Source organism: Clostridium sp. MSJ-8 (assembly GCF_018918325.1).
Taxonomy (GTDB): Bacteria; Bacillota; Clostridia; order Clostridiales; family Clostridiaceae; genus Clostridium.
Map to the genome: position 1 here is coordinate 87,021 of NZ_JAHLQH010000029.1, position 19,336 is coordinate 106,356.

22 protein-coding genes and 1 pseudogene are annotated in these 19,336 nt (G+C 28.9%); all 23 read right to left on the minus strand.

Going from position 1 to position 19,336, the window contains the following annotated elements:
* Positions 1–69 precede the first annotated feature (69 nt).
* Positions 70–942, minus strand: coding sequence for an ABC transporter permease (locus tag KQI77_RS05960; protein ID WP_253289361.1), 873 nt, complete (start codon positions 940–942; stop codon positions 70–72).
* Positions 939–1,724, minus strand: coding sequence for an ABC transporter permease (locus KQI77_RS05965; protein ID WP_216389356.1), 786 nt, complete (start codon positions 1,722–1,724; stop codon positions 939–941). The genes KQI77_RS05960 and KQI77_RS05965 overlap by 4 nt, the downstream gene beginning before the upstream one ends.
* A gap of 10 nt (positions 1,725–1,734) precedes the next feature.
* The gene (gene phnC, locus KQI77_RS05970) at positions 1,735–2,499 is read right to left on the minus strand and encodes a phosphonate ABC transporter ATP-binding protein (RefSeq protein WP_216389357.1); all 765 of its coding nucleotides are present in this window, start codon (positions 2,497–2,499) and stop codon (positions 1,735–1,737) included.
* 18 nt (positions 2,500–2,517) lie between these two features.
* Entirely contained in the window at positions 2,518–3,582 is a 1,065-nt protein-coding gene (locus KQI77_RS05975; RefSeq protein WP_216389358.1) for a phosphate/phosphite/phosphonate ABC transporter substrate-binding protein, read from the minus strand.
* 114 nt (positions 3,583–3,696) lie between these two features.
* Positions 3,697–4,509: a PHP domain-containing protein gene (locus KQI77_RS05980; protein WP_216389359.1), complete on the minus strand. Its 813-nt coding sequence runs from the start codon at positions 4,507–4,509 to the stop codon at positions 3,697–3,699.
* Entirely contained in the window at positions 4,503–5,201 is a 699-nt protein-coding gene (gene phnL, locus KQI77_RS05985) for a phosphonate C-P lyase system protein PhnL (protein ID WP_216389360.1), read from the minus strand. The genes KQI77_RS05980 and phnL overlap by 7 nt, the downstream gene beginning before the upstream one ends.
* Positions 5,185–5,826: a DapH/DapD/GlmU-related protein gene (locus tag KQI77_RS05990; RefSeq protein ID WP_216389361.1), complete on the minus strand. Its 642-nt coding sequence runs from the start codon at positions 5,824–5,826 to the stop codon at positions 5,185–5,187. Before KQI77_RS05990 ends, phnL begins: the two co-directional genes overlap by 17 nt.
* A 5-nt stretch (positions 5,827–5,831) precedes the next feature.
* Positions 5,832–7,004, minus strand: a complete 1,173-nt coding sequence (gene phnM, locus KQI77_RS05995) for a phosphonate metabolism protein PhnM (RefSeq protein ID WP_216389362.1) — start codon at positions 7,002–7,004, stop codon at positions 5,832–5,834.
* Between the two features lie 11 nt (positions 7,005–7,015).
* Entirely contained in the window at positions 7,016–7,861 is an 846-nt protein-coding gene (locus KQI77_RS06000) for an ATP-binding cassette domain-containing protein (protein WP_216389363.1), read from the minus strand.
* A 4-nt stretch (positions 7,862–7,865) separates the two neighbouring features.
* Positions 7,866–8,705, minus strand: a complete 840-nt coding sequence (locus KQI77_RS06005; RefSeq protein WP_216389364.1) for an alpha-D-ribose 1-methylphosphonate 5-phosphate C-P-lyase PhnJ — start codon at positions 8,703–8,705, stop codon at positions 7,866–7,868.
* Positions 8,695–9,801 (minus strand): carbon-phosphorus lyase complex subunit PhnI, encoded by a 1,107-nt coding sequence (locus KQI77_RS06010; protein WP_216389365.1) that lies wholly within the window; start codon positions 9,799–9,801, stop codon positions 8,695–8,697. The genes KQI77_RS06005 and KQI77_RS06010 overlap by 11 nt, the downstream gene beginning before the upstream one ends.
* A 6-nt stretch (positions 9,802–9,807) precedes the next feature.
* Positions 9,808–10,392 carry a phosphonate C-P lyase system protein PhnH gene (gene phnH / locus KQI77_RS06015; RefSeq protein ID WP_216389366.1) on the minus strand — a complete coding sequence of 195 codons (585 nt, stop codon included), beginning with the start codon at positions 10,390–10,392 and terminating at the stop codon, positions 9,808–9,810.
* A gap of 11 nt (positions 10,393–10,403) precedes the next feature.
* Positions 10,404–10,826 (minus strand): phosphonate C-P lyase system protein PhnG, encoded by a 423-nt coding sequence (gene phnG, locus KQI77_RS06020; RefSeq protein WP_216389367.1) that lies wholly within the window; start codon positions 10,824–10,826, stop codon positions 10,404–10,406.
* Between the two features lie 246 nt (positions 10,827–11,072).
* A complete protein-coding gene (locus tag KQI77_RS06025; RefSeq protein WP_216389368.1) occupies positions 11,073–11,798 on the minus strand; it encodes a lysoplasmalogenase in 726 nt (241 codons plus the stop codon).
* A 32-nt stretch (positions 11,799–11,830) separates the two neighbouring features.
* On the minus strand, positions 11,831–12,580 hold the full coding sequence (locus tag KQI77_RS06030) for an amino acid ABC transporter ATP-binding protein (RefSeq protein WP_253289362.1): 750 nt from the start codon (positions 12,578–12,580) through the stop codon (positions 11,831–11,833).
* A 14-nt stretch (positions 12,581–12,594) separates the two neighbouring features.
* Complete coding sequence (locus KQI77_RS12965) at positions 12,595–13,230, minus strand: amino acid ABC transporter permease (RefSeq protein WP_367397281.1); 636 nt, start codon at positions 13,228–13,230, stop codon at positions 12,595–12,597.
* A gap of 87 nt (positions 13,231–13,317) precedes the next feature.
* Positions 13,318–14,136: pseudogene (locus KQI77_RS12970) on the minus strand (amino acid ABC transporter substrate-binding protein); the annotation flags it as partial.
* Between the two features lie 159 nt (positions 14,137–14,295).
* The gene (locus KQI77_RS06040; RefSeq protein WP_216389370.1) at positions 14,296–14,985 is read right to left on the minus strand and encodes a GntR family transcriptional regulator; all 690 of its coding nucleotides are present in this window, start codon (positions 14,983–14,985) and stop codon (positions 14,296–14,298) included.
* A 12-nt stretch (positions 14,986–14,997) separates the two neighbouring features.
* Positions 14,998–15,705 (minus strand): response regulator transcription factor, encoded by a 708-nt coding sequence (locus KQI77_RS06045; RefSeq protein ID WP_216389371.1) that lies wholly within the window; start codon positions 15,703–15,705, stop codon positions 14,998–15,000.
* Positions 15,706–15,834: 129 nt separating this feature from the next.
* A complete protein-coding gene (locus KQI77_RS06050; protein WP_216389372.1) occupies positions 15,835–16,173 on the minus strand; it encodes a DUF5658 family protein in 339 nt (112 codons plus the stop codon).
* 222 nt (positions 16,174–16,395) lie between these two features.
* Complete coding sequence (locus KQI77_RS06055) at positions 16,396–16,719, minus strand: hypothetical protein (protein ID WP_216389373.1); 324 nt, start codon at positions 16,717–16,719, stop codon at positions 16,396–16,398.
* A gap of 149 nt (positions 16,720–16,868) precedes the next feature.
* The gene (locus KQI77_RS06060) at positions 16,869–17,795 is read right to left on the minus strand and encodes an alpha/beta hydrolase (RefSeq protein WP_216389374.1); all 927 of its coding nucleotides are present in this window, start codon (positions 17,793–17,795) and stop codon (positions 16,869–16,871) included.
* Positions 17,796–18,054: 259 nt separating this feature from the next.
* Positions 18,055–19,281, minus strand: coding sequence for a hypothetical protein (locus KQI77_RS06065; protein ID WP_216389375.1), 1,227 nt, complete (start codon positions 19,279–19,281; stop codon positions 18,055–18,057).
* Positions 19,282–19,336: the final 55 nt, after the last annotated feature.

Genomic DNA, 19,336 nt, shown 5'->3' on the forward strand with positions numbered 1-19,336 from the left:
AAATAACATTTCTCCTTTTTAATGCGTGAGTTTAAATATATTGTATAATAAGGTTAAAGTTAATTTATATTATCTTTGTACTGCGAATTTAGCCTTGACCTTTGTTGAACAAAATTCAAGAATCATAGCACAAATAAATATCATAATTGTAATAAATCCAACTTCTGTAGTTGTAAAATAGAAACTACTTGCCATGAACAATTCAAATCCTATACCACCAGCTCCTGCAACTGCTGCAATAGCAACTGCATTAGTGAAATTAATTTCGAATCTTAAGAATGTCCATACAAATATATATCTTATTGATGTAGGTATAACTGCTTGAGTAACTATCTGCCAGAAAGTTGCTCCACAAGCTTTTAATGCTTCTATAACACCTTCATCCATTTCTTCAAAGGATTCTGAATACACTTTAGTTAAATATCCCACAGTGTGAAATGATAGTCCAAGTATTGCTGCAGCACTTCCAAGCCCTACAGTTACTGCAAATATTAACACCCATAATACAGTTGGTACAGCCCTTATAAAGGCTACAACCATCTTTATTGTGTTAGATACTTTAGCATTTGTTAAATTCTTAGCTGCAAATACTGCTAATATTAAAGCTATAAAAGCTCCTACTACTGTAGTTAAAAATGCTATTGCAATTGTTATTCCTATTTGATTTAATGCTGTAGCAAAATCAAAATGGATAAGTTCCGCATGTAAGAACATCCTTTTGAAATTTTGTAATGTTTTCCCTACTGCATCCCAAAAATTTAAATCCTTATAATCAAAGGACATAAAACCTATTATTGTTAATAAACTTAGTATTCCAATAGTTGCTTTTGTATATACACTTGCTTTATCCGTACTTTTTATCTTAATTTTTCCCGAAAAAGATAGCTTTCTATTAAGATTAAGATAAGCACTAGCTTCCTGTGCACTACTTACTTCCATCATAGTATTACCCTCCTAACTCTATTAGATGTAAGTTCTATTAATATTACAGCTACGACTATAGATACAACTACTAATCCTGCTGTTTGATAGTTCATACTCTTATAATAAACATCAAATGAAAAACCTATTCCTGTTCCTGTAAGTATTCCTATTAATGTTGAACTTCTAATATTATTCTCAATTAAATATAATATCCAACTCATCATTCCTGGTAAACTAGATGGTATTACTGACTGAGTTACAATCTGAAGTCTAGAACCTCCTACTGATTTTAACCCTTCTACTGAACTTACACTTGCTTCATCCATAATCTCTATAAATGATCTTGTAAGTATACCAAGTGATGCAAAGAATAATGCAAAATATCCTGTTAATATATTCTGACCAAATGATAATAGAAATATTAATGCCCAAACAGAATCTGGTATATTTCTAGATATAGATGCAATAGTTCTTGCTATTGTACTAAATACTCCATTTATCCTTGTAACTTTAGAACCAAAGATAGCTAATACAATTGATAGAATTGCTGCAGTCATTGTTGCTGCTATTGATAAGAGAATTGTTTCTATAAGTTTATTTATTATATCTGGTAATTTTGCAAGTGCATTTTTATCTGGGACAAACTGAGTAAATAAGAATTTAAGTGCATTGGGAACAGCTTGTATTCCTCCTGCAAAATCAAATTCTACAAAGCTTGAACATATAAGCACTGCTACTATTAATAATATAAAAACAAATCCTATTGTTCTATTTCTCTTCTGCATTGCCTTAAGTTTCATATTTCCACTCCTAATCTATTATAAGGTTCCCATAATCTGAACCATATATTTCATGTACTTTTTCCTTAGTTAATTCAGAAGGTTTACCATCAAATACTATTCTTCCTCCATTTATACCTATTATTCTATCTGAATAATTAATAGCAACATCTACTTGATGTAAATTCAATATACAAGTTATATTCATTTCTTTATTTATTTTCTTTATCTGATCCATAATTACTTTAGAAGAACTAGGGTCTAATGAAGCTATAGGTTCATCACATAATAATAGTTTAGGATTTTGAATTAATGCTCTAGCTATCCCAACTCTTTGTTTCTGACCTCCACTTAATTGATCACATCTTTTATATGCTTGATCTTCAAGTCCTAGTTTCTTAAGTATATTGAAAGCATCTTGTTTTTCTTTCTCTGAATATATTCCCATTGCTCCTACTATAGAAGACTTGTATCCAAGTCTTCCATGTAGTACATTTTCAACAACACTTAATCTATCTACTAGATTGTAATGTTGAAATATCATACCTATATTAGTTCTTAATTTTCTAAGGTCTTTTTTCTTAACATCTTTTATAACTTTGTTATCAAAGATTATCTCACCATCAGTATAATCAATTAATTTATTAAAGCATCTTAATAATGTTGATTTTCCCGCTCCTGATGGTCCTATTATTGTAACAAATTCTTTTTCATCTACGCTGAAAGAAATATCGTCAAGCGCCTTTGTTCCACCTGTATATTCTTTACATAAATTATTAACTTGAAGCAATTCCATTATTGTACACTCCTATTTCTATTTAGATAATTTTCTTATTGGTTCGAACCAATCATCTTTAACTGCTATAAATTTCTCATCACCTTTTTTTGTAAAGAAACCAACACTATCTGAATCTTTTGGTACAAATATCTTTTCATTATTAGATACCTCATCAGATGTAAAATATTTAATTACTTTATCTATTACATCTTGACTTACTTCATCAGTATTGCATACAAATGGTGAATTAAGAACTGGTGATACTGCAATTGTTGTATATTCTTTTCCAGCCATATCTGTAAATGGATCTGCTGCTCCATCCTTAATCTTGTATGTTGTTCCAATATCATTTAACTCTCCATCTGCAACTTCTGAATAAGGCATTAATTCTGTATCACAGAATGCTGCAACATCTGATTTACCAGATAGTAAATTTACTGCTGACCCTTGATGTGAGTTACCATATGCTACTTCACTGAAGAATTTATCTGATCCACCTTCTAATAAATCATCAGCAGTTAAGTTCTTCCACTTGTCTTGTGTAGAGAAATAATTAACTATGTTAGATGTAGGAACTTTAAATCCTGATGTAGAAGAAGTTGATACAAAGCTCATCTTTTTGCCTTGGATATTATCTATTGAATAACTATCACCATCTTTATATTCATTTGCATCTTCAGCTCTAACTGCAAGCCAGCTATAATATAGTGCATCATCTAATGTTCCAGATTCTCCACTACTTACTAATAATGGTTGAACGGCTTTATTCTTTGTATTTGCTTCAACATATCCTTGTGCTCCTAAATATCCCATTTGAGCTGTACCATTTGCCAAGCTCTCAATTGCTACTGAATAGTCTGTAGTTAATTTACTTTCAACTTCAAGTCCTGTTGCTTCTTTTATAAGTGAAATAAATTCATTTCTTGCTTCTTCATATTCTCCACCTGATTCATTAGGATACCATACAAATGTGATTTTCTTTAAATCATCCTTTTTACTATTGCTGTCTGATCCTGAGTTTGAAGAACCACATCCCATAAATGTTGTTGCACATCCTACCATCATCATTGCACTTAAAACTAAAGTAATTATTTTTTTCATTAAATTTTCCTCCTAAACATATACGTAAGCTTTTCATTACTTATTACAGTGATTATTATATATTCCTTAAATTAAAACCATTTTACATCTATGTTAAGTATTATTGGTTTTTTGTTATAATATCTTTAATGCCTCTTCTGGAGACTGTACATCCCCTAATTCAATGTCTTTATCTCCATACTTGCCATGATAATCAGTTCCTCCTGTTAAAAATAGATTAAATTTTTCTGCATATTCTTTAATCTTCTTAACATCATTAGTTGTATTTTTAGGATGATTTATTTCTATTCCTTTTAATCCACACTGAACCAAGCTCTCAATAATGTCATAAGAGTCAAATTCACCAGGGTGTGCTAATACTGGTATACCTCCATCTGCTACTATAGCCTTTACAGCATCCTTTGCATCTACATATTCAATATCCATTGCACATACACCATTATTCTTAAATAATCTATAATACAATTCACAGTAAATACTATCACAATAATGCTTGTTAATAAGCTCTTCCATAATATGCTGCTTATATAGAACCTTACTTGTCTCACAAGCTTTACTCAAATTAGCTAAGGATATATCATATCCTTCTTCTATTAGAATAGCTGCTTGCTTTAGAGTATTACTATTTCTCTTAACTAACGTTTTACTACACAAATTATTTATATTTTTTCCTTCTAATGATATGTTATATCCTAGAATGTGAACTCTTCTCTTTCTATCATAATCATAAGCAGATATCTCTACTCCAGGAATAACCTTTATACCATACTTCTTTCCTAACTCTATAGCCTCACCAAGTCCTCTAGTTGTATCATGATTAGTTATTGCAATATGTGTTAATCCTTTTTCCTTTGCCATTTTAATTACTTCTTCATTAGAATATGACCCATCTGAATAAGTTGTATGAATGTGTAAATCTCCTAACATACAATGCCTCCCTTTTCCATATTGTAAGTCTTATCACACAATCCTTCCATGAATTCTATATCATGGAATATACCTATCATAGTTGTTCCTTCTGATTTTAATTGTTCTATAAGTTCTCTAACTTTTATCTTAGATGCATTGTCCAAACTTGCAGTAGGTTCATCAAGAAGTAGCAATCTAGGATGCTTAACCATTGCTCTAGCAATATTTAATCTAAGTTTTTCTCCACCAGAGAAATTATTAGGATAACTATCCCATAATTCCTTATCTAACTCAAAATGACTAAGCATTTTTACAGCTTCCTCTTCTGCCTTTTCCTTATCAGCACCCATTTCAAGTAGTGCCTCTTCTATAATTTGTCTAGCTGTTGTTCTTGGCATACAATTAAGGAACTGAGAAACATAACCTATTTCATATTTACGAAGATATATTATTTCTCTCTCACTTGCTGTAGATAAATTAATATCTCCAAACTTCTTTGATCTATACCATATGTCTCCTTCTTCTGGCAAATATGTTCTGTATAAACATTTAAGTATTGTTGATTTACCACTACCACTTTTACCAGTAATTCCTATGAATTCTCCTTCATTAAGAGATATATTTATATTTTTTGATGCTTTTATATGCTTATTTAAGCTATGAATAGTAAAAGATTTACTTAAATTCTCTATCTTAATCATTTCCTTCATCTTGACAACTCTCCTTATAATATTTATCTGCAAATTCATCTGCGTCTAATAAAAAATCCTTAAAATCCCTTTTTATCTTTTCATGACTCCAATTCCATAGTTTAATGTTTTTTAACTTATTAATTGTTTCTTCTGAAAATCTATATCTAATTCTTTTTGCAGGAACTCCACCAACTATTTCATAATCAGCTACATCCTTGGTAACTACTGCTCCGCTTCCTATAATTGCACCATCCCCTATAGTTATTCCTTCTCTTATAATAGCGCCATGACCTATCCAAACATCATTTCCTATAATAACTTTATTATCACGTCTAGCCTGAAAGAACTCCTCATCATCTACACAGTCAAAGCCATACATTTTTCTTCTATAAGTAAGATGATGTAATGTTGGTCTGTTCATAGGATGTTGTGGTGCACCTATTCTAACCATAGCTGCTATATTAACCATATTTCTAATTTCGACATTTTGTAATATGCAATATTCGCCGCAATAAGAATAATTGCCCATAGTTACATTTTGTAATGTACTGTAAGGTCCAATCTCAACATAATCAGAAAAACTTGAATTTACCACAGATACATTTTCATGAATATTTACTTCCTTATTAATTACTTTTTCCATATAAACTATCTCCTAAAGTTAACCCTTGAAGTAATATTTCCATCTACAAATACTGTAGTAATACTTGGAGTATCATTTATATCTTCTATAATAAGTAAATCTGCTTTTTTACCTTTTTCAATAGATCCTACTTCATCATCAATCTTTACTGCTCTTGCAGGATTAATTGTTGCAAGCTTAAACATATTACTTAATTTCTTGTTATATTTCTTATGCATTATAAATATTCCATGTAAAATTGCTGCTGGATAATAATCACTACATAATATATCAATAACTCCTGCATTAATTGCCTCTGCTGCTGATAAATTACCTGAATGAGAACCACCTAGTAATATATTAGGAGCTCCTGCAGTAGTTAACATTCCTTCTTCTTTTGCACTTTTAGCAACTTCCATATTAATAGGGAATTCACTTATAGATGCTCCTACTGTTTTAAGTAATTGTATCTTCTCTAAGCTATCATCATCATGAGATGCTACAGATATTCCATTTTCCTTAGCTATATTAGCCATATCTTTAATTATGTCTAATGTAACCTTTTCTTTCTTAGAATTTTCTTCTAGTATATTATCTAATTCTTCATCAGATATATCCTTATAACCCTTCATTGTCTTTCTATAGATTTCCATATCTCTATATTGTCCTTGTCCTGGAGTATGATCCATAAAGGATAATAAGTTAATTCTGCCATTTCTTATATATTCTTTTATGAAATCAACATCATCTACTGCATCTATTTCAAATCTTGCATGAAATCTATTTCTAATTAAGTGCTTTTCATCATGAACATCTGCAATTGCAGCCATAAGCTTTCTTACATTTTCACCTTGTCTTATAAGTTTTACTTCAAACAAATCTCTTCCATAGAAGGAAAGCGAATGATACATAGTTGTTATTCCACAGTTAAGAAGAACCTTCTCTGCTTCTCTAAGACTTAACTTAAAATCTATCATACTAGTTGGTCTTGGTGATGCCATATTCTCAATATAATCTGAATGAATATCTATAAACCCTGGTGTTATATAGCCTCCATTAGCATCTATAACTTCATTACCTTCTTCACTATAAGTTCCTTTTTCTACTATATCTTTTATTCTGTCATCTTCTACTATTACATCAAAACCTTCAAGTATCTCATTTTCTAAAACAACTTTCCCATTAGTTAATATATACATATCTTTTCCTCCTATAATAATGATTGAACCAACTGTTGAGTATATGGATGTTGTGGATCTTCTAATATTTGGTCAGTTAATCCATGTTCTACAATTTCTCCATTTAACATAACAAGTGTTCTATCACATAACATTCTAATAACACCTAAATCATGTGAAACTACTATCATACTTATTCCTAATTCTCTCTGAAGTTTTCTGATAAGGTCTAATACGTTAGCTTGTACCGAAACATCTAAGCCAGTTGTTACTTCATCTAATAACAAAATAGGGGGATTGTTAGATAAAGCTTTGGCTATCTGAACTCTTTGTTGCATACCACCAGAGAAATTCTTTGGAGCTTCATGCATTCTATAAAGGGGGATATTTACATGCTCTAATAAATTTTCTCCAGTTTCACGTATAGATGATACATTTCTTACTCCTGCTGCAATTAGCTTTTCAGCAATATTACCAAGAGATGAAAAATCCATCTTTAGCCCTAACATAGGATTTTGATATACCTTTCCTAATAAATTATTTCTTATATATCTTTTCATTTGAGAAGATTCATTGAATATATTAACTTTTCCGTCTTTATAATTATTTAAGTAATATTCTCCACTAGTTACGTCATTATCGAAATACAAACTTTGCATCATTGTTGATTTTCCAGAACCACTTTCACCTACTATTCCTAATATTTCTCCTTCATAAACTTTAAATGATACATTTCTGCATCCGTAAACAGTTCCACATTTAGGACAATAATTCTTAATCAAGCTACCAGGCTTTAAGTCTCTGCAGTGACTACATCCATCACCAAATTGTTTTCTTAAATTCTTAACTTCAAGTATTACATTTTCGAAATTACTCATTCTTCTACCTCTCTTCATTTAATGTAGATAAACATTGACTAGTATCATTACATTGGTAATAAACCTCATTAGTTTCTTCATCAACTAATTCATCCATATATACGCCACTCTTACCGCATAATCTACATACCTTATCCTTAAAATCTTCTACCTTGAATGGAACGTCCTCAAAATCTAATGATTTTACTTGTGTATAAGGTGGAATTGCATATATTTTCTTCTCTCTTCCTGCACCTAATAAAATTAATGCTTCTGAATTATTTAGTTTATTATTATCAAATTTGGGAATTGGACTAGGTGCGGCTACATATCTGTTATTAACTAATACTGGATGATCCGCACCAGTTGTCATGTCGCCATACTTTATTATTTGCTCAAATAGCATAAGATAAGCACCACTATATTCGTTTTCCGCATGTAACCTTTTAGTTTCATATTCACTTGGTTCAATCATTCTAAGAGGTTCTGGAACAGGAACTTGAAGAACTAATATTTGTTTATCTGTTAATGGTACTTCTGGAACTCTATGTCTAGATTGAATTAATGTAGCTTCTTTAGTATCTGAAGTAACAGAAACATTTGTTGTCTTAGTTATAAGCTTCTTTATATTAACTGCATTTACAGATTCATCTGATCCCTGATCAATTACCTTAAGTACATCTTCTTTACCTATTAAGCTTAATGTAAGTTGAAGTCCTCCAGTTCCCCAACCTCTTCCTATAGGCATTTCTCTTGATGCAAATGGCACTTGATATCCTGGAATTGATACAGCTTTTAATGTAGCTCTTCTTATTTCTCTCTTTGAACCTTCATCAAAAAAAGCGAAATTATAGTTATTTTTCATTTTTTCTTTTCTCCTTTTCTAATTTTCTTATACTATCTAATTCAGCTTGGAATGTTACATAGTGTGGTAACTTCAAGTGAGATATAAATCCTGCAGATTCTACCGAATCTATACTCATAAGCACAAACTCTTCATTTCCAGTTGGATATTTCGGATTTTTTTTATTTAGACAATTATCTAGTATACTCATGGCTATTGCTTTGCTTTCATTCTTTCCATAACATAATCCATAACCAATATCTAATTTTCTTACATCATTTCCATCATCATCTTTTATAGTTGTTGGGAAGAAACTCTCTACCTCTGTAACTTTTATTTTGCCTATATAATAATCATCATCTTCTTGATTATCTCCTACGTATAATGGAATATCTCCTACCCTTAGTTCTCCTACATTAGGATGGTCATCTAGTCCAGATGTTCTAAAAGCTGAATATGCAAGGGATATTACTCCTCCAGTTTCTCCCCTTGTTAGAATCTGAAGTCTTTCTCCTCTCTTAGTAGGGAATTCAAGATTAGTCTTTGTGATATCTTTAGGTTCTTCATTATCCTCTTCACAATCAAGCATTATTCCTTCTGCTCTTAAATAACTTAAAACTTTTGGAAGATCATTAAGTTTATAATCATTTTCTATCTTTTCACCTTTATTTTTCTTAAATTCTTCAAGAAATGCCATAGCATCTTCCTTTGTTTCAGTTTCTAGAGAAAAATCTATAAGTCTGTGAGTGTAATCATAAGAAGTACCTAGTATTTGTCCTCCTAAAATGTCCTTAAATGATGCTGATATTCTTCTCTCTACATTCATATGTTTTGTATCAACAGCTCTTGTATAATATTTTCTAGGAAGAGTTGAACGATATGCACGAAGTAGAAAAACAGCTTCTTCTACATTTCCAGTTGCCTGCTTTAGTGCAATAGCAGCTAACTCTCTTGAATATAAACTTCCTTCAGACATAACCATATCTATAAGTCCATTCATACCATTTAAGATATCTTCTACAGCTAATACAGTTCCATTTTTTAGTCTTTCATAATTTAATCTATTTATAGATTCATCTATAGCCTTTGCTCCACCTTTTACAGCAACATAACCCATATATTATTAAGCCTCCTTATTTATTACAGTTGTTCTTGGTAAACAAACTAATTTTCCGTACTTATCAAACAATATTACATCTATTCCCAATGGAAATTCTTTGTTTATTTCATTTCTTGTATATATAAATTCTTCATTTGAATCTATAGTTAAATTTTCTTTTTCCTTTATGCCAGGTCCCTCAAGTATATACTCTTTATCATTAGACAACTTATTTACTTCAATAAAGAAAGTTGCTGACTTTTGAGGATCTATTAATGTTCCTACCTTAGCCTTCTTTAATGCTTCGTTAATGTTATTGCATTCTTCTGTTGCTATAATATAATCAGCTTCATCTACATTAGAATATTTAGCCCCAGTTAAACTCTTTATCTCTTCCTTTAATCCATTATGTTCATCTAAAACATTGAATTTTACTTCTCCGTCTAATACCATAAGCATTGCAAGGAAAGTGTTTCTATAACAATCAACATCTAGTGATACTTTAACTTCTTCATTACTTAAATCTTGAATTTTTCCCGGTCTTGACATTCCATCTAACACTTTTCTATATACCTTCTGTATATCATGTACTAAATCTAATTCATTCATATCTTTACTCCCTATATATTCATTGTTGTAAAATCAACTTTTGTTTGTAATATTTCTTGATTAATTTCTTCTTGATATTTATCAATATTTATTTTTTCTTCTTCAAGCATTCTGTCATACTTATCTATTTCTTTAATTTCTTTATTATAAGCAGCATCTATAATTGCCAAGTTTAAAACTAAATCTTCATCATCATTAGCTACTATGCCTATTCCAATTACTCCATCTATACTGCATTTTGCTTCTATTATTATTACTTCTCCTAAATAAAATAATTGTTTCTTAGCTGTTTCTCTTACTTTAACCATTGTTAAACCATTTTCTGGTTCCTGTATTATATTAATTTCATAATTTTGTCTAATATCATCTGCTATCTTTTGTGCAACGTTATTTTTAGATTCTATGAGTATTCTTGTTCTTTCTCTTCTATTCATATCATCTTCTCCTTTCAATGACATTATATCTTGGTGCCATGTTAATCACTTATAAGTCTTTGTTAACTCATGTAAAATCTATGTTTGATTAAAATTAAAATAGAATGATGTTAATTATACAAATCAATTCTATTTTAATTATCCTTTAGTTATGGTGATTTTAAGTTCATCTATTTATACGAAAAAAAACTCGGCAAAGCCGAGTTTTCTCCTTCATTCTTAATTTATTTAATTTTATAAAACTAATTAGTGTGACATCTTTAAGTCTTCTACATTATGTGTATTCTCGCCTAACTTAGTAATATCTGAGAAATAAGCAAAACTTAGAGCTAACAATCCTTGTCCTGGATAGTAAATAATCCAATTAAGCTGCTGAAGAATATCATATTTTACTCTGTAGAAGAATAATACTAGAAGTATAATATCTGATATTAAAAACATTATTGCACCCACTATTGTAAGTACAACAGCTTTTTTATTCTCTTTGTATATTCTAGACAAAGCAATTGCCTTCGATACCATAAAAGATATTATAATTGCATACATGCATATAACCAAAATCATTCCTTGAAAATCAAAGTCACCTAATACAACAAGTAATATTATAGGTGTTGCTATTAATAAAAATATAATGAAATCTATAACCTTATATTTAGTACATTTACATAATCCTATAGTATACATAATATGTCCTATTGCAAAACTTAATACTCCTATATAAAATACAATTCCTCCATTACTATCAATACCTAAAAATGTATCCCCAAATAAACTAAATATCAAACCTAAAAATATAAATGTAAAATATCCTTTATTCTTAGGATTAGAGCGATAACTTGTTAATCCAGTTATTACAAATAAAACACTTGTTAATATCTTAAGTACTAATACTATAGTTCCTAATTTCAATAAGCTAGTAGTTATAAGTCCAATTAATGAAATAATCATTAAAATAAAAAATATCATGTACATCTCTATATTCTCCCCTTTAGTATATTAATAATTTAATAACTTAATTTTTGTAAAAATGCTTTAGTTCTCTCATTACTTGGGTTATCTATTACATCTTCAGGTTTACCTTCTTCTATAATTTTTCCCCCATCCATAAAAATAACTCTATCCGACACTGCTCTTGCAAAGTCTATTTCATGAGTTACTATTACCATAGTCATTTTATCCTCTGCAAGCTGTCTCATAACTTTAAGTATTCCAGCAGTTATTTCTGGATCTAACGCTGATGTAGGTTCATCAAAGAATAACATCTTTGGATTCATTGCAAGTGCTCTAGCAATAGCAACCCTCTGTTGTTGTCCGCCTGACAATTCACATGGATACGAATTTTCTTTATCTTCTAATCCTAATCTTTTCAGTAATATTCTAGCTTCTTTTAATACCTCTTCCTTATCCCTCTTCTGAACCAATATAGGTGCATCAATAATATTTTTTAGAACAGAATAATGTGGGAATAAATTAAAATTCTGAAATACTAATCCAAAGTTTTGTTGTAATTTCTTAATATCTTTCTTAGAAACATAACTACCATCTTCATTAATAGCATTTTGTCCACAATAAGATAGTTTACCACCATCCATCTTTTCTAAAAAAGTAGCACATCTAAGCAATGTAGACTTACCAGACCCTGATGGACCTATTATAGAAATTACCTCTCCTTCATCTACTGCTATACTTATATCCTCTATAACTTCTCTTCCATCAAAACTTTTCTTCAAATTATTAATTTCTAATATACGCATTATCTTCACCTCACCTAACGATAATATTCAAGTTTCTTCTCAATCTTGCTCATAATAAATGCAATCAAGAAATTAAATATATAATAGAATAATCCAGCTACAAATAATGGCATAATACTTGTCTGCTTAGCTGCAATTTGTTTTGCTAGAGTAAACATCTCTGTATATGCTAATGCAAATGCTAAAGAAGTATCCTTAACAAGAGTTATTACTTCATTAGTTACAGGAGGTAATACTCTCTTAATCATCTGAGGTAATATGATTCTACAAAATGTTTGACTCTTTGAATAACCCATTAATTGAGCAGCTTCCTTCTGACCTAAAGGTATACTCTGAATTCCTGAACGGAATATTTCTGCAAAATACGCTGCATAATTAAGAGAAAATCCTATTATTACTGCATAAAATCTATATGAATATGGCAATGATAAACCAAATACATAATATGGTCCAAAGTATACTACAAGTAATTGAAGAATAAGTGGTGTACCTCTCATTATAGATATATATACCTTACCTATTCCTTGAACTATCTTGAATCTTGACATTCTAACAAATGTTAATAATAATCCTAATGGTAGTGAGAATAAAAGTGTGAAGAAAAATATACCTATTGTTTTAATCATTCCACTTCCTAATGATTTAACTATTGATGTAAATCCAGTATCAGCTTTAGTATTAGTTTCTTTATTAACTACCTTAACATCCTTAAACTTATCGTCATGATTAAGAGATATACAATCTTCTAGGTTCCATTTATTAGCTATCTTTTCAAATGTCCCATCATCTAACATATCTAATAAGGTATCTTGAACTTTATTTCTAAGCTTAGTATTACCTAATTTAAATCCTATTGCATATTGTTCTGTTGATACTTGTTCATCTAATATACGGAATGTATCACCTCTTTGTTTTACTTGATATTTAGCAACACCTATATCCATACATATAGCATCTACTGCTCCACTCTCAAGATTCATAAATGCGCTATTATAATCTGATACTTGTTGAAGTGTAGAAAAACTATTTGCAAGCTCCTTATTCTTCTCTTCTGCATTATCTCCTGTCAGAGCTTCTAAGGCTGATGAATCAGCTTGTACTGCTACTATCTTATTTTGAAGATCATTAAGTTTGTTAATAGATGAATCTGATCTAACAACAACAACTTGTGAATTATCTACATAAGGAGTTGACCATGTATATTTATCTTCTCTCCCATTGTAAGTAAATCCATTCCATATACAATCTATTGATCCAGACTTAAGCTCCATATCCTTAGAATCCCAATCAATAGGTTGTTTTACTAACTTCCATCCATTTCTATTACATACCTCTTGAGCTAAATCTAAATCAAATCCTACATAATCTCCATTATCATCTTTATACCCATAAGGTGGAAATTCTGCATCAAATCCTAAAATAAAAGTTTTATCATCATTCTTAATCTTGTTCTTAGTATCTGACTTAAAACTACATCCGCTTATAGATAAAAATAAAACGAAAATAAGGCATAGAATATTACAAGTCCTAATTAATTTCTTTTTATTCATTATCATATCATCCTTTACTTATATTAATTCACTATAATAAACCCCTATAGATTATATGTGTTTATATAGTAATATTTTCTACTCACCTATATCATTATACATAGAAAATACTATAAAATAAAGAAAAAAAGCACTTACATACAAGTAAATGCTTCTAAATAAATATTATATTTTATATTTAAATCTGTCACTACGATACATTATCTCTGTATATTCTATTATATCTCCACTTGATTCTTCTACAACTTCATTCTCAAGCTTTATAAGAGGCACAAGTTCTCTACAATTAAGTAATTTTCTCTCTTTTGCTTCAGGGAAAACGATACTAAGAACAGTTTCCTTTATACTAGTATACTTTATTCCTTTTTGATTATAATAATCACATATTGAATATATATTTTGTGCCTCTTCATGAATATTAGGAAATATTCTCTTAGGTAAATAAGATATATGTATAGCTACAGGTTCATTATCTACTATTCTAAGCCTTCCTATCTTATATATTTCATCCATTCTACCTGCTTTCAATCTAGAATATACCTTCTCGTTATATGGAATTCTATCACAATATATAATTTTAGTTTCTAGATTATATCCTTGATTAGTTAACTTCTTAGAGAAGCTTTCCCCAGATAAAGTTAGCTCTATAATTTTATTTTGTTCTGCTAGATATATACCTCTTCCTTGAAGTGAATATACATATCCCATCTCTTCTAACCTTCTATATTCTTCTCTTACTTTCATTCTAGATACTCCATACTTGCATGCAAGTTCATTACTTGAAGGAAGTTTATCATTTTCCTTATACCTTCCATCACATATATCTAGCAATAAATCGTCTAATATTTTCCCCATATCACACCTTCATTATTGCATATAAGAATTAAATCTGTATCCTATTCCTCTTACTGTTTCAATGTACTTAGGATTTTTATCATCTAATTCTATTTTTTTTCTTAAGTATCTTATATGAACATCTACAGTTCTAGTTTCCCCTTCATAACCATATCCCCATACTTTATCTAAAAGTACTTCTCTCTCTAATATCTTGCCTTCATTGTTCACTAATATCTCTAATAGCTCATACTCCTTAAGAGTCATAGGAACAACCTTATCATCTACAATTACCTCTCGACGTATTCCATTAACCTTAAGCCTACCAAAGTCCATTATTTTACTAGTTATTTTTTTCTCTTCTTTTCTTTCTGAAAATCTTCTAAGGACTGCCTTTATTCGTGCTTCTAATTCTCGTACAGAAAAAGGTTTAGTTATATAATCATCTGCACCTAACTCTAAGCCTAATATTTTATCTATCTCTTCATCTTTTGCTGTAATCATTATAATAGATATATGATCAAGTTCAGGAGTTCTCTTTATATTTTTGCATATTTCTAATCCATTCATACCAGGAAGCATTACATCTAAAAGCACTAAGTCTGGCTTAACTTCTCCTATTACTTCCATAGCTTTTATTCCATTATTACAAGTATAGGTTAAATATCCTTCTTTTTTCAAATTATAATCTAAAAGTTCTAATATATGTTCTTCATCATCTACAATGAGTATTTTCTTCATAATTCCTCCTAAATATTCTTAAGTAAATCTATTTAACTCAATTCTATCATTTTAAAAGGAATAATCCATATTTTTAACCTTTATTTAACCTTAGATAAACATTTTTTAACACTACAAATATTTTATCTATTATAATAAAAAGATACTACACATACAATGACTTATATTAATAAGCAAATATAAAGCTACAACTACATTCATTATTTTATTACTTATGTTTATTTGCTTTTCACTAGCTTCCTTGAATCTATTACCTAAATAAAGTAATAATAAAGTTGGAAGTGCTATCTTTAAAGCAAAGCAATTATATGAACTGCTTAAAATATTATTCATTATATTATTTGCTTCATAGCACACATCACCATTTATTAATATGTAAGTAAAAATAATGTCTGTGCAATTTAAAATTCCTAACATCCACAACTTACTATATACATTACTTTTATTTTTTATTAATGTACTTGTCATAACAAACATCTCCTTATTTACCATTTATCTCTCTATGTGTCTATAATAACAAAATTATTTAAACTTAATTTTACAAGTATGTTAATAAAAATAAAAAAATGTCAATCTAACACTTCTCTATAAATTATAATTTTCAAATTCCACATAATTTCCTATAAAAAAATAGCAGGTAGTCTAGCTATAAGATCACCTGTCTATAATTCATTCCTCTGTATTGGCAATTTAATTTGTTTGTTTAATCTCTGTTTTTCCTACTGAACTTAAATTACGCTTATGACAATATACATTATATGCACCTATACAATATCCATTGAAAAGCCCAATTACTAAATTAAACGTTATAGAATTTATATCAAAAAATATGTATATAATTCCTACTACAACTACAACAGCTATATTAAGAAGAACAGTTACACCTGGTTTAAATCTATCACTAAAATTATAAAATTTATCTAAAATACTAGATAAATGTAGTTTCTTATCAAAACCACTCACTAAAATAACTCCAATTATTTGAGTTGAAAGTAAAATTATTAATCTATCCATAATCTACCTCCTGTTTACTATATAAATTATGAACATATTATACCATAAAACATTTACATAATATATGCATATTTTATTAAAAATAATTAATATTTAACATATTTATAGTATAATTAAATTTTTCACTCTATAAATATAGTCATATTTTATTATCTTCTACGTATAAATTTAATAGCATTTTCCAAATATTCTTCTGCTTCATATCCCTTTGCAAGACCTAAACCATGCATTCCTTCATCATATATATATACTTCATTATCTATTGATTTTTTATTCAATGCTTCTTGTAACATAATGCTATTATGATAATCAACAAGTTTATCTTTTCTACAATGCCATAAAAATGTTTTAGGATAATTACTATCAATATTTTCTTCTAAGGAAAATATTGAAGCTTCAACATTATTAGGGAAAAGATTATATCTACTTTCTGCATGAACATATCTATTCATAGATACTACAGGATATGATAATATAACTGCTGTTGGTTTCTGCAAGTTAAATTTTTTATATCCAAAATTCTCAGTTGCAAATATACCTGCAAGATATCCACCTGCCGAATATCCCCATAATGAATAATTTTTTTCTACATTAAATATATCTAAATTATCCTCAATATACCTTATAGCTGATGCAACATCTTCAACTACATTATCAAACTTTCCTTTGTCCTTTATTCTATATTGAAGAACAAAAGATGTTATACCTTTTTGCTGAAGTTCATTAGCTATAGGGAAACCTTCCCAAACGGTAGCTATCTTTGAAAATCCACCACCAGGACAAATCAAGGCATATGGTCCTTTCTTTTGTGATGGAAAATAATATAATTTAACACCATCATATAACTCATAGCAAACCTTTATTCCTAAATTAATATTATTTAACACACTATTTAATCCATCTATTACACTAGTATCATCTTTTTTATTAAATTTGTGTCCTAGTGATATTAATTTTTTATGCTTATATATAATTTTGTATTTATTAATTTTCTCCCTACTATATGTATCAACATTTGCATATATAAAGCTTGTATTATTTACAAGATCATAATAAGTCGAATTTTTATCAAACACTATTAATCACACCTACTTTTCTTTTCATAAAAATTATAACATAGAGTTATCTAATTTCCTACTAGAGTAAAAAAATGTGACCCTATCATTGTAATTCAATAATAGAGCCACATTTTCTGATATTAAAAATCATTGGTATTTTTATGAGATTGTCCGAAGGTATTTTATATAGGACTTCATCTGTAAATTAGTATTTCATCTTTTGTATGATATTATAATACATCACTTTTCGACACTTTTCAATATCTTTTTCCGTATTTTACATTTTATTAACACCTTGTTTTAAATCTATTCTAATTATTTGTATTATATAATTATAAAATCTATTATAACTTCCTATCCCCACTTTTAACAATATAAGGTCTATAGTTGTTGCACTTACTCCTATTACATGACTAAAGCCATCAGAAGTTCTATATTTATGTACCTCTTCTATATTATCAATGATCATTTGATATACTTTTTGATGGTCTTCATTTAAGTGTTTAAATCCATCTCGCATTTTATATTTAAAATAATCCAAAAGAGTAATTTCTCTTTCAATAATTCCTTCTTCTATGTCTGCACCTCTTTTTTGATTTATATTGTCTATTTTAGCTATTATATCTTTATTCTTATCTAGTATAATATCTAATTTATTATCTAGAAGTTCATTAGTAGTATTCTTTATTCTACTAATTTCAGTATAATCTATATCTACATCATCAATACTTACAGATAATAATTTAGATTTTATCTTTTCTTCAAACTCTTCAATAATTATGTTAACAATATCTCTTTTATAATCATAATCCTTATTATATGCTAATATATAATAATCTGTTCCAGCTTCTTTTCTACTAAAACTAACATCTAAATTAGTAGTTGCTAACTTTGGCATATCTTCATTACTATAATATCCTATGCCTTTTGTTATAAAATCCCCCATCTTGTAAGTAGTAAACGAAGCAATTCCTTCACTATACTCATATCCACATTTATTTTTTGTGCTTATAAATATAGTATTAAAATCCGATAAATCTAAAAATATACTATTTATATTAGGCAATGAATTTTTATATTTGATTCCATTTTTAGCTAAAAATTCTCTCCAACTAATTGCAATATTATTTTTATTGTTTTGCATAGAAATAGTATTATAATTGCTTATTCTAAGGCTATCTATATAAGGCTCATTAAGTAAATTTAATATCTTTTTATAATGTTCACGTCCTAAGATGTCAAAATCCTCATCACAATATTCCATACATAACTCTACAACTGTTTTATAAGCAGAATAACCAGGTATATCCTTTGGATTAATCTTAAAGGACTTAAATTCTACTTTTACTGGAAATTTTTCATTATAACATGCTAATAAAGAATTAGTTAATACTTCCTTAGCCAAAATCTTATAGTAACCCATATATGGAGCTTTTTTAGGCAAACTTCTATAGCTTAATATCTCATTTTTTTTGCTCCTAGGGAAATTCCACCTTACTCCCATATTATCTCCTTTATACCTATTATTTTTTAGTTATTTTATACTAAAAAATATACAC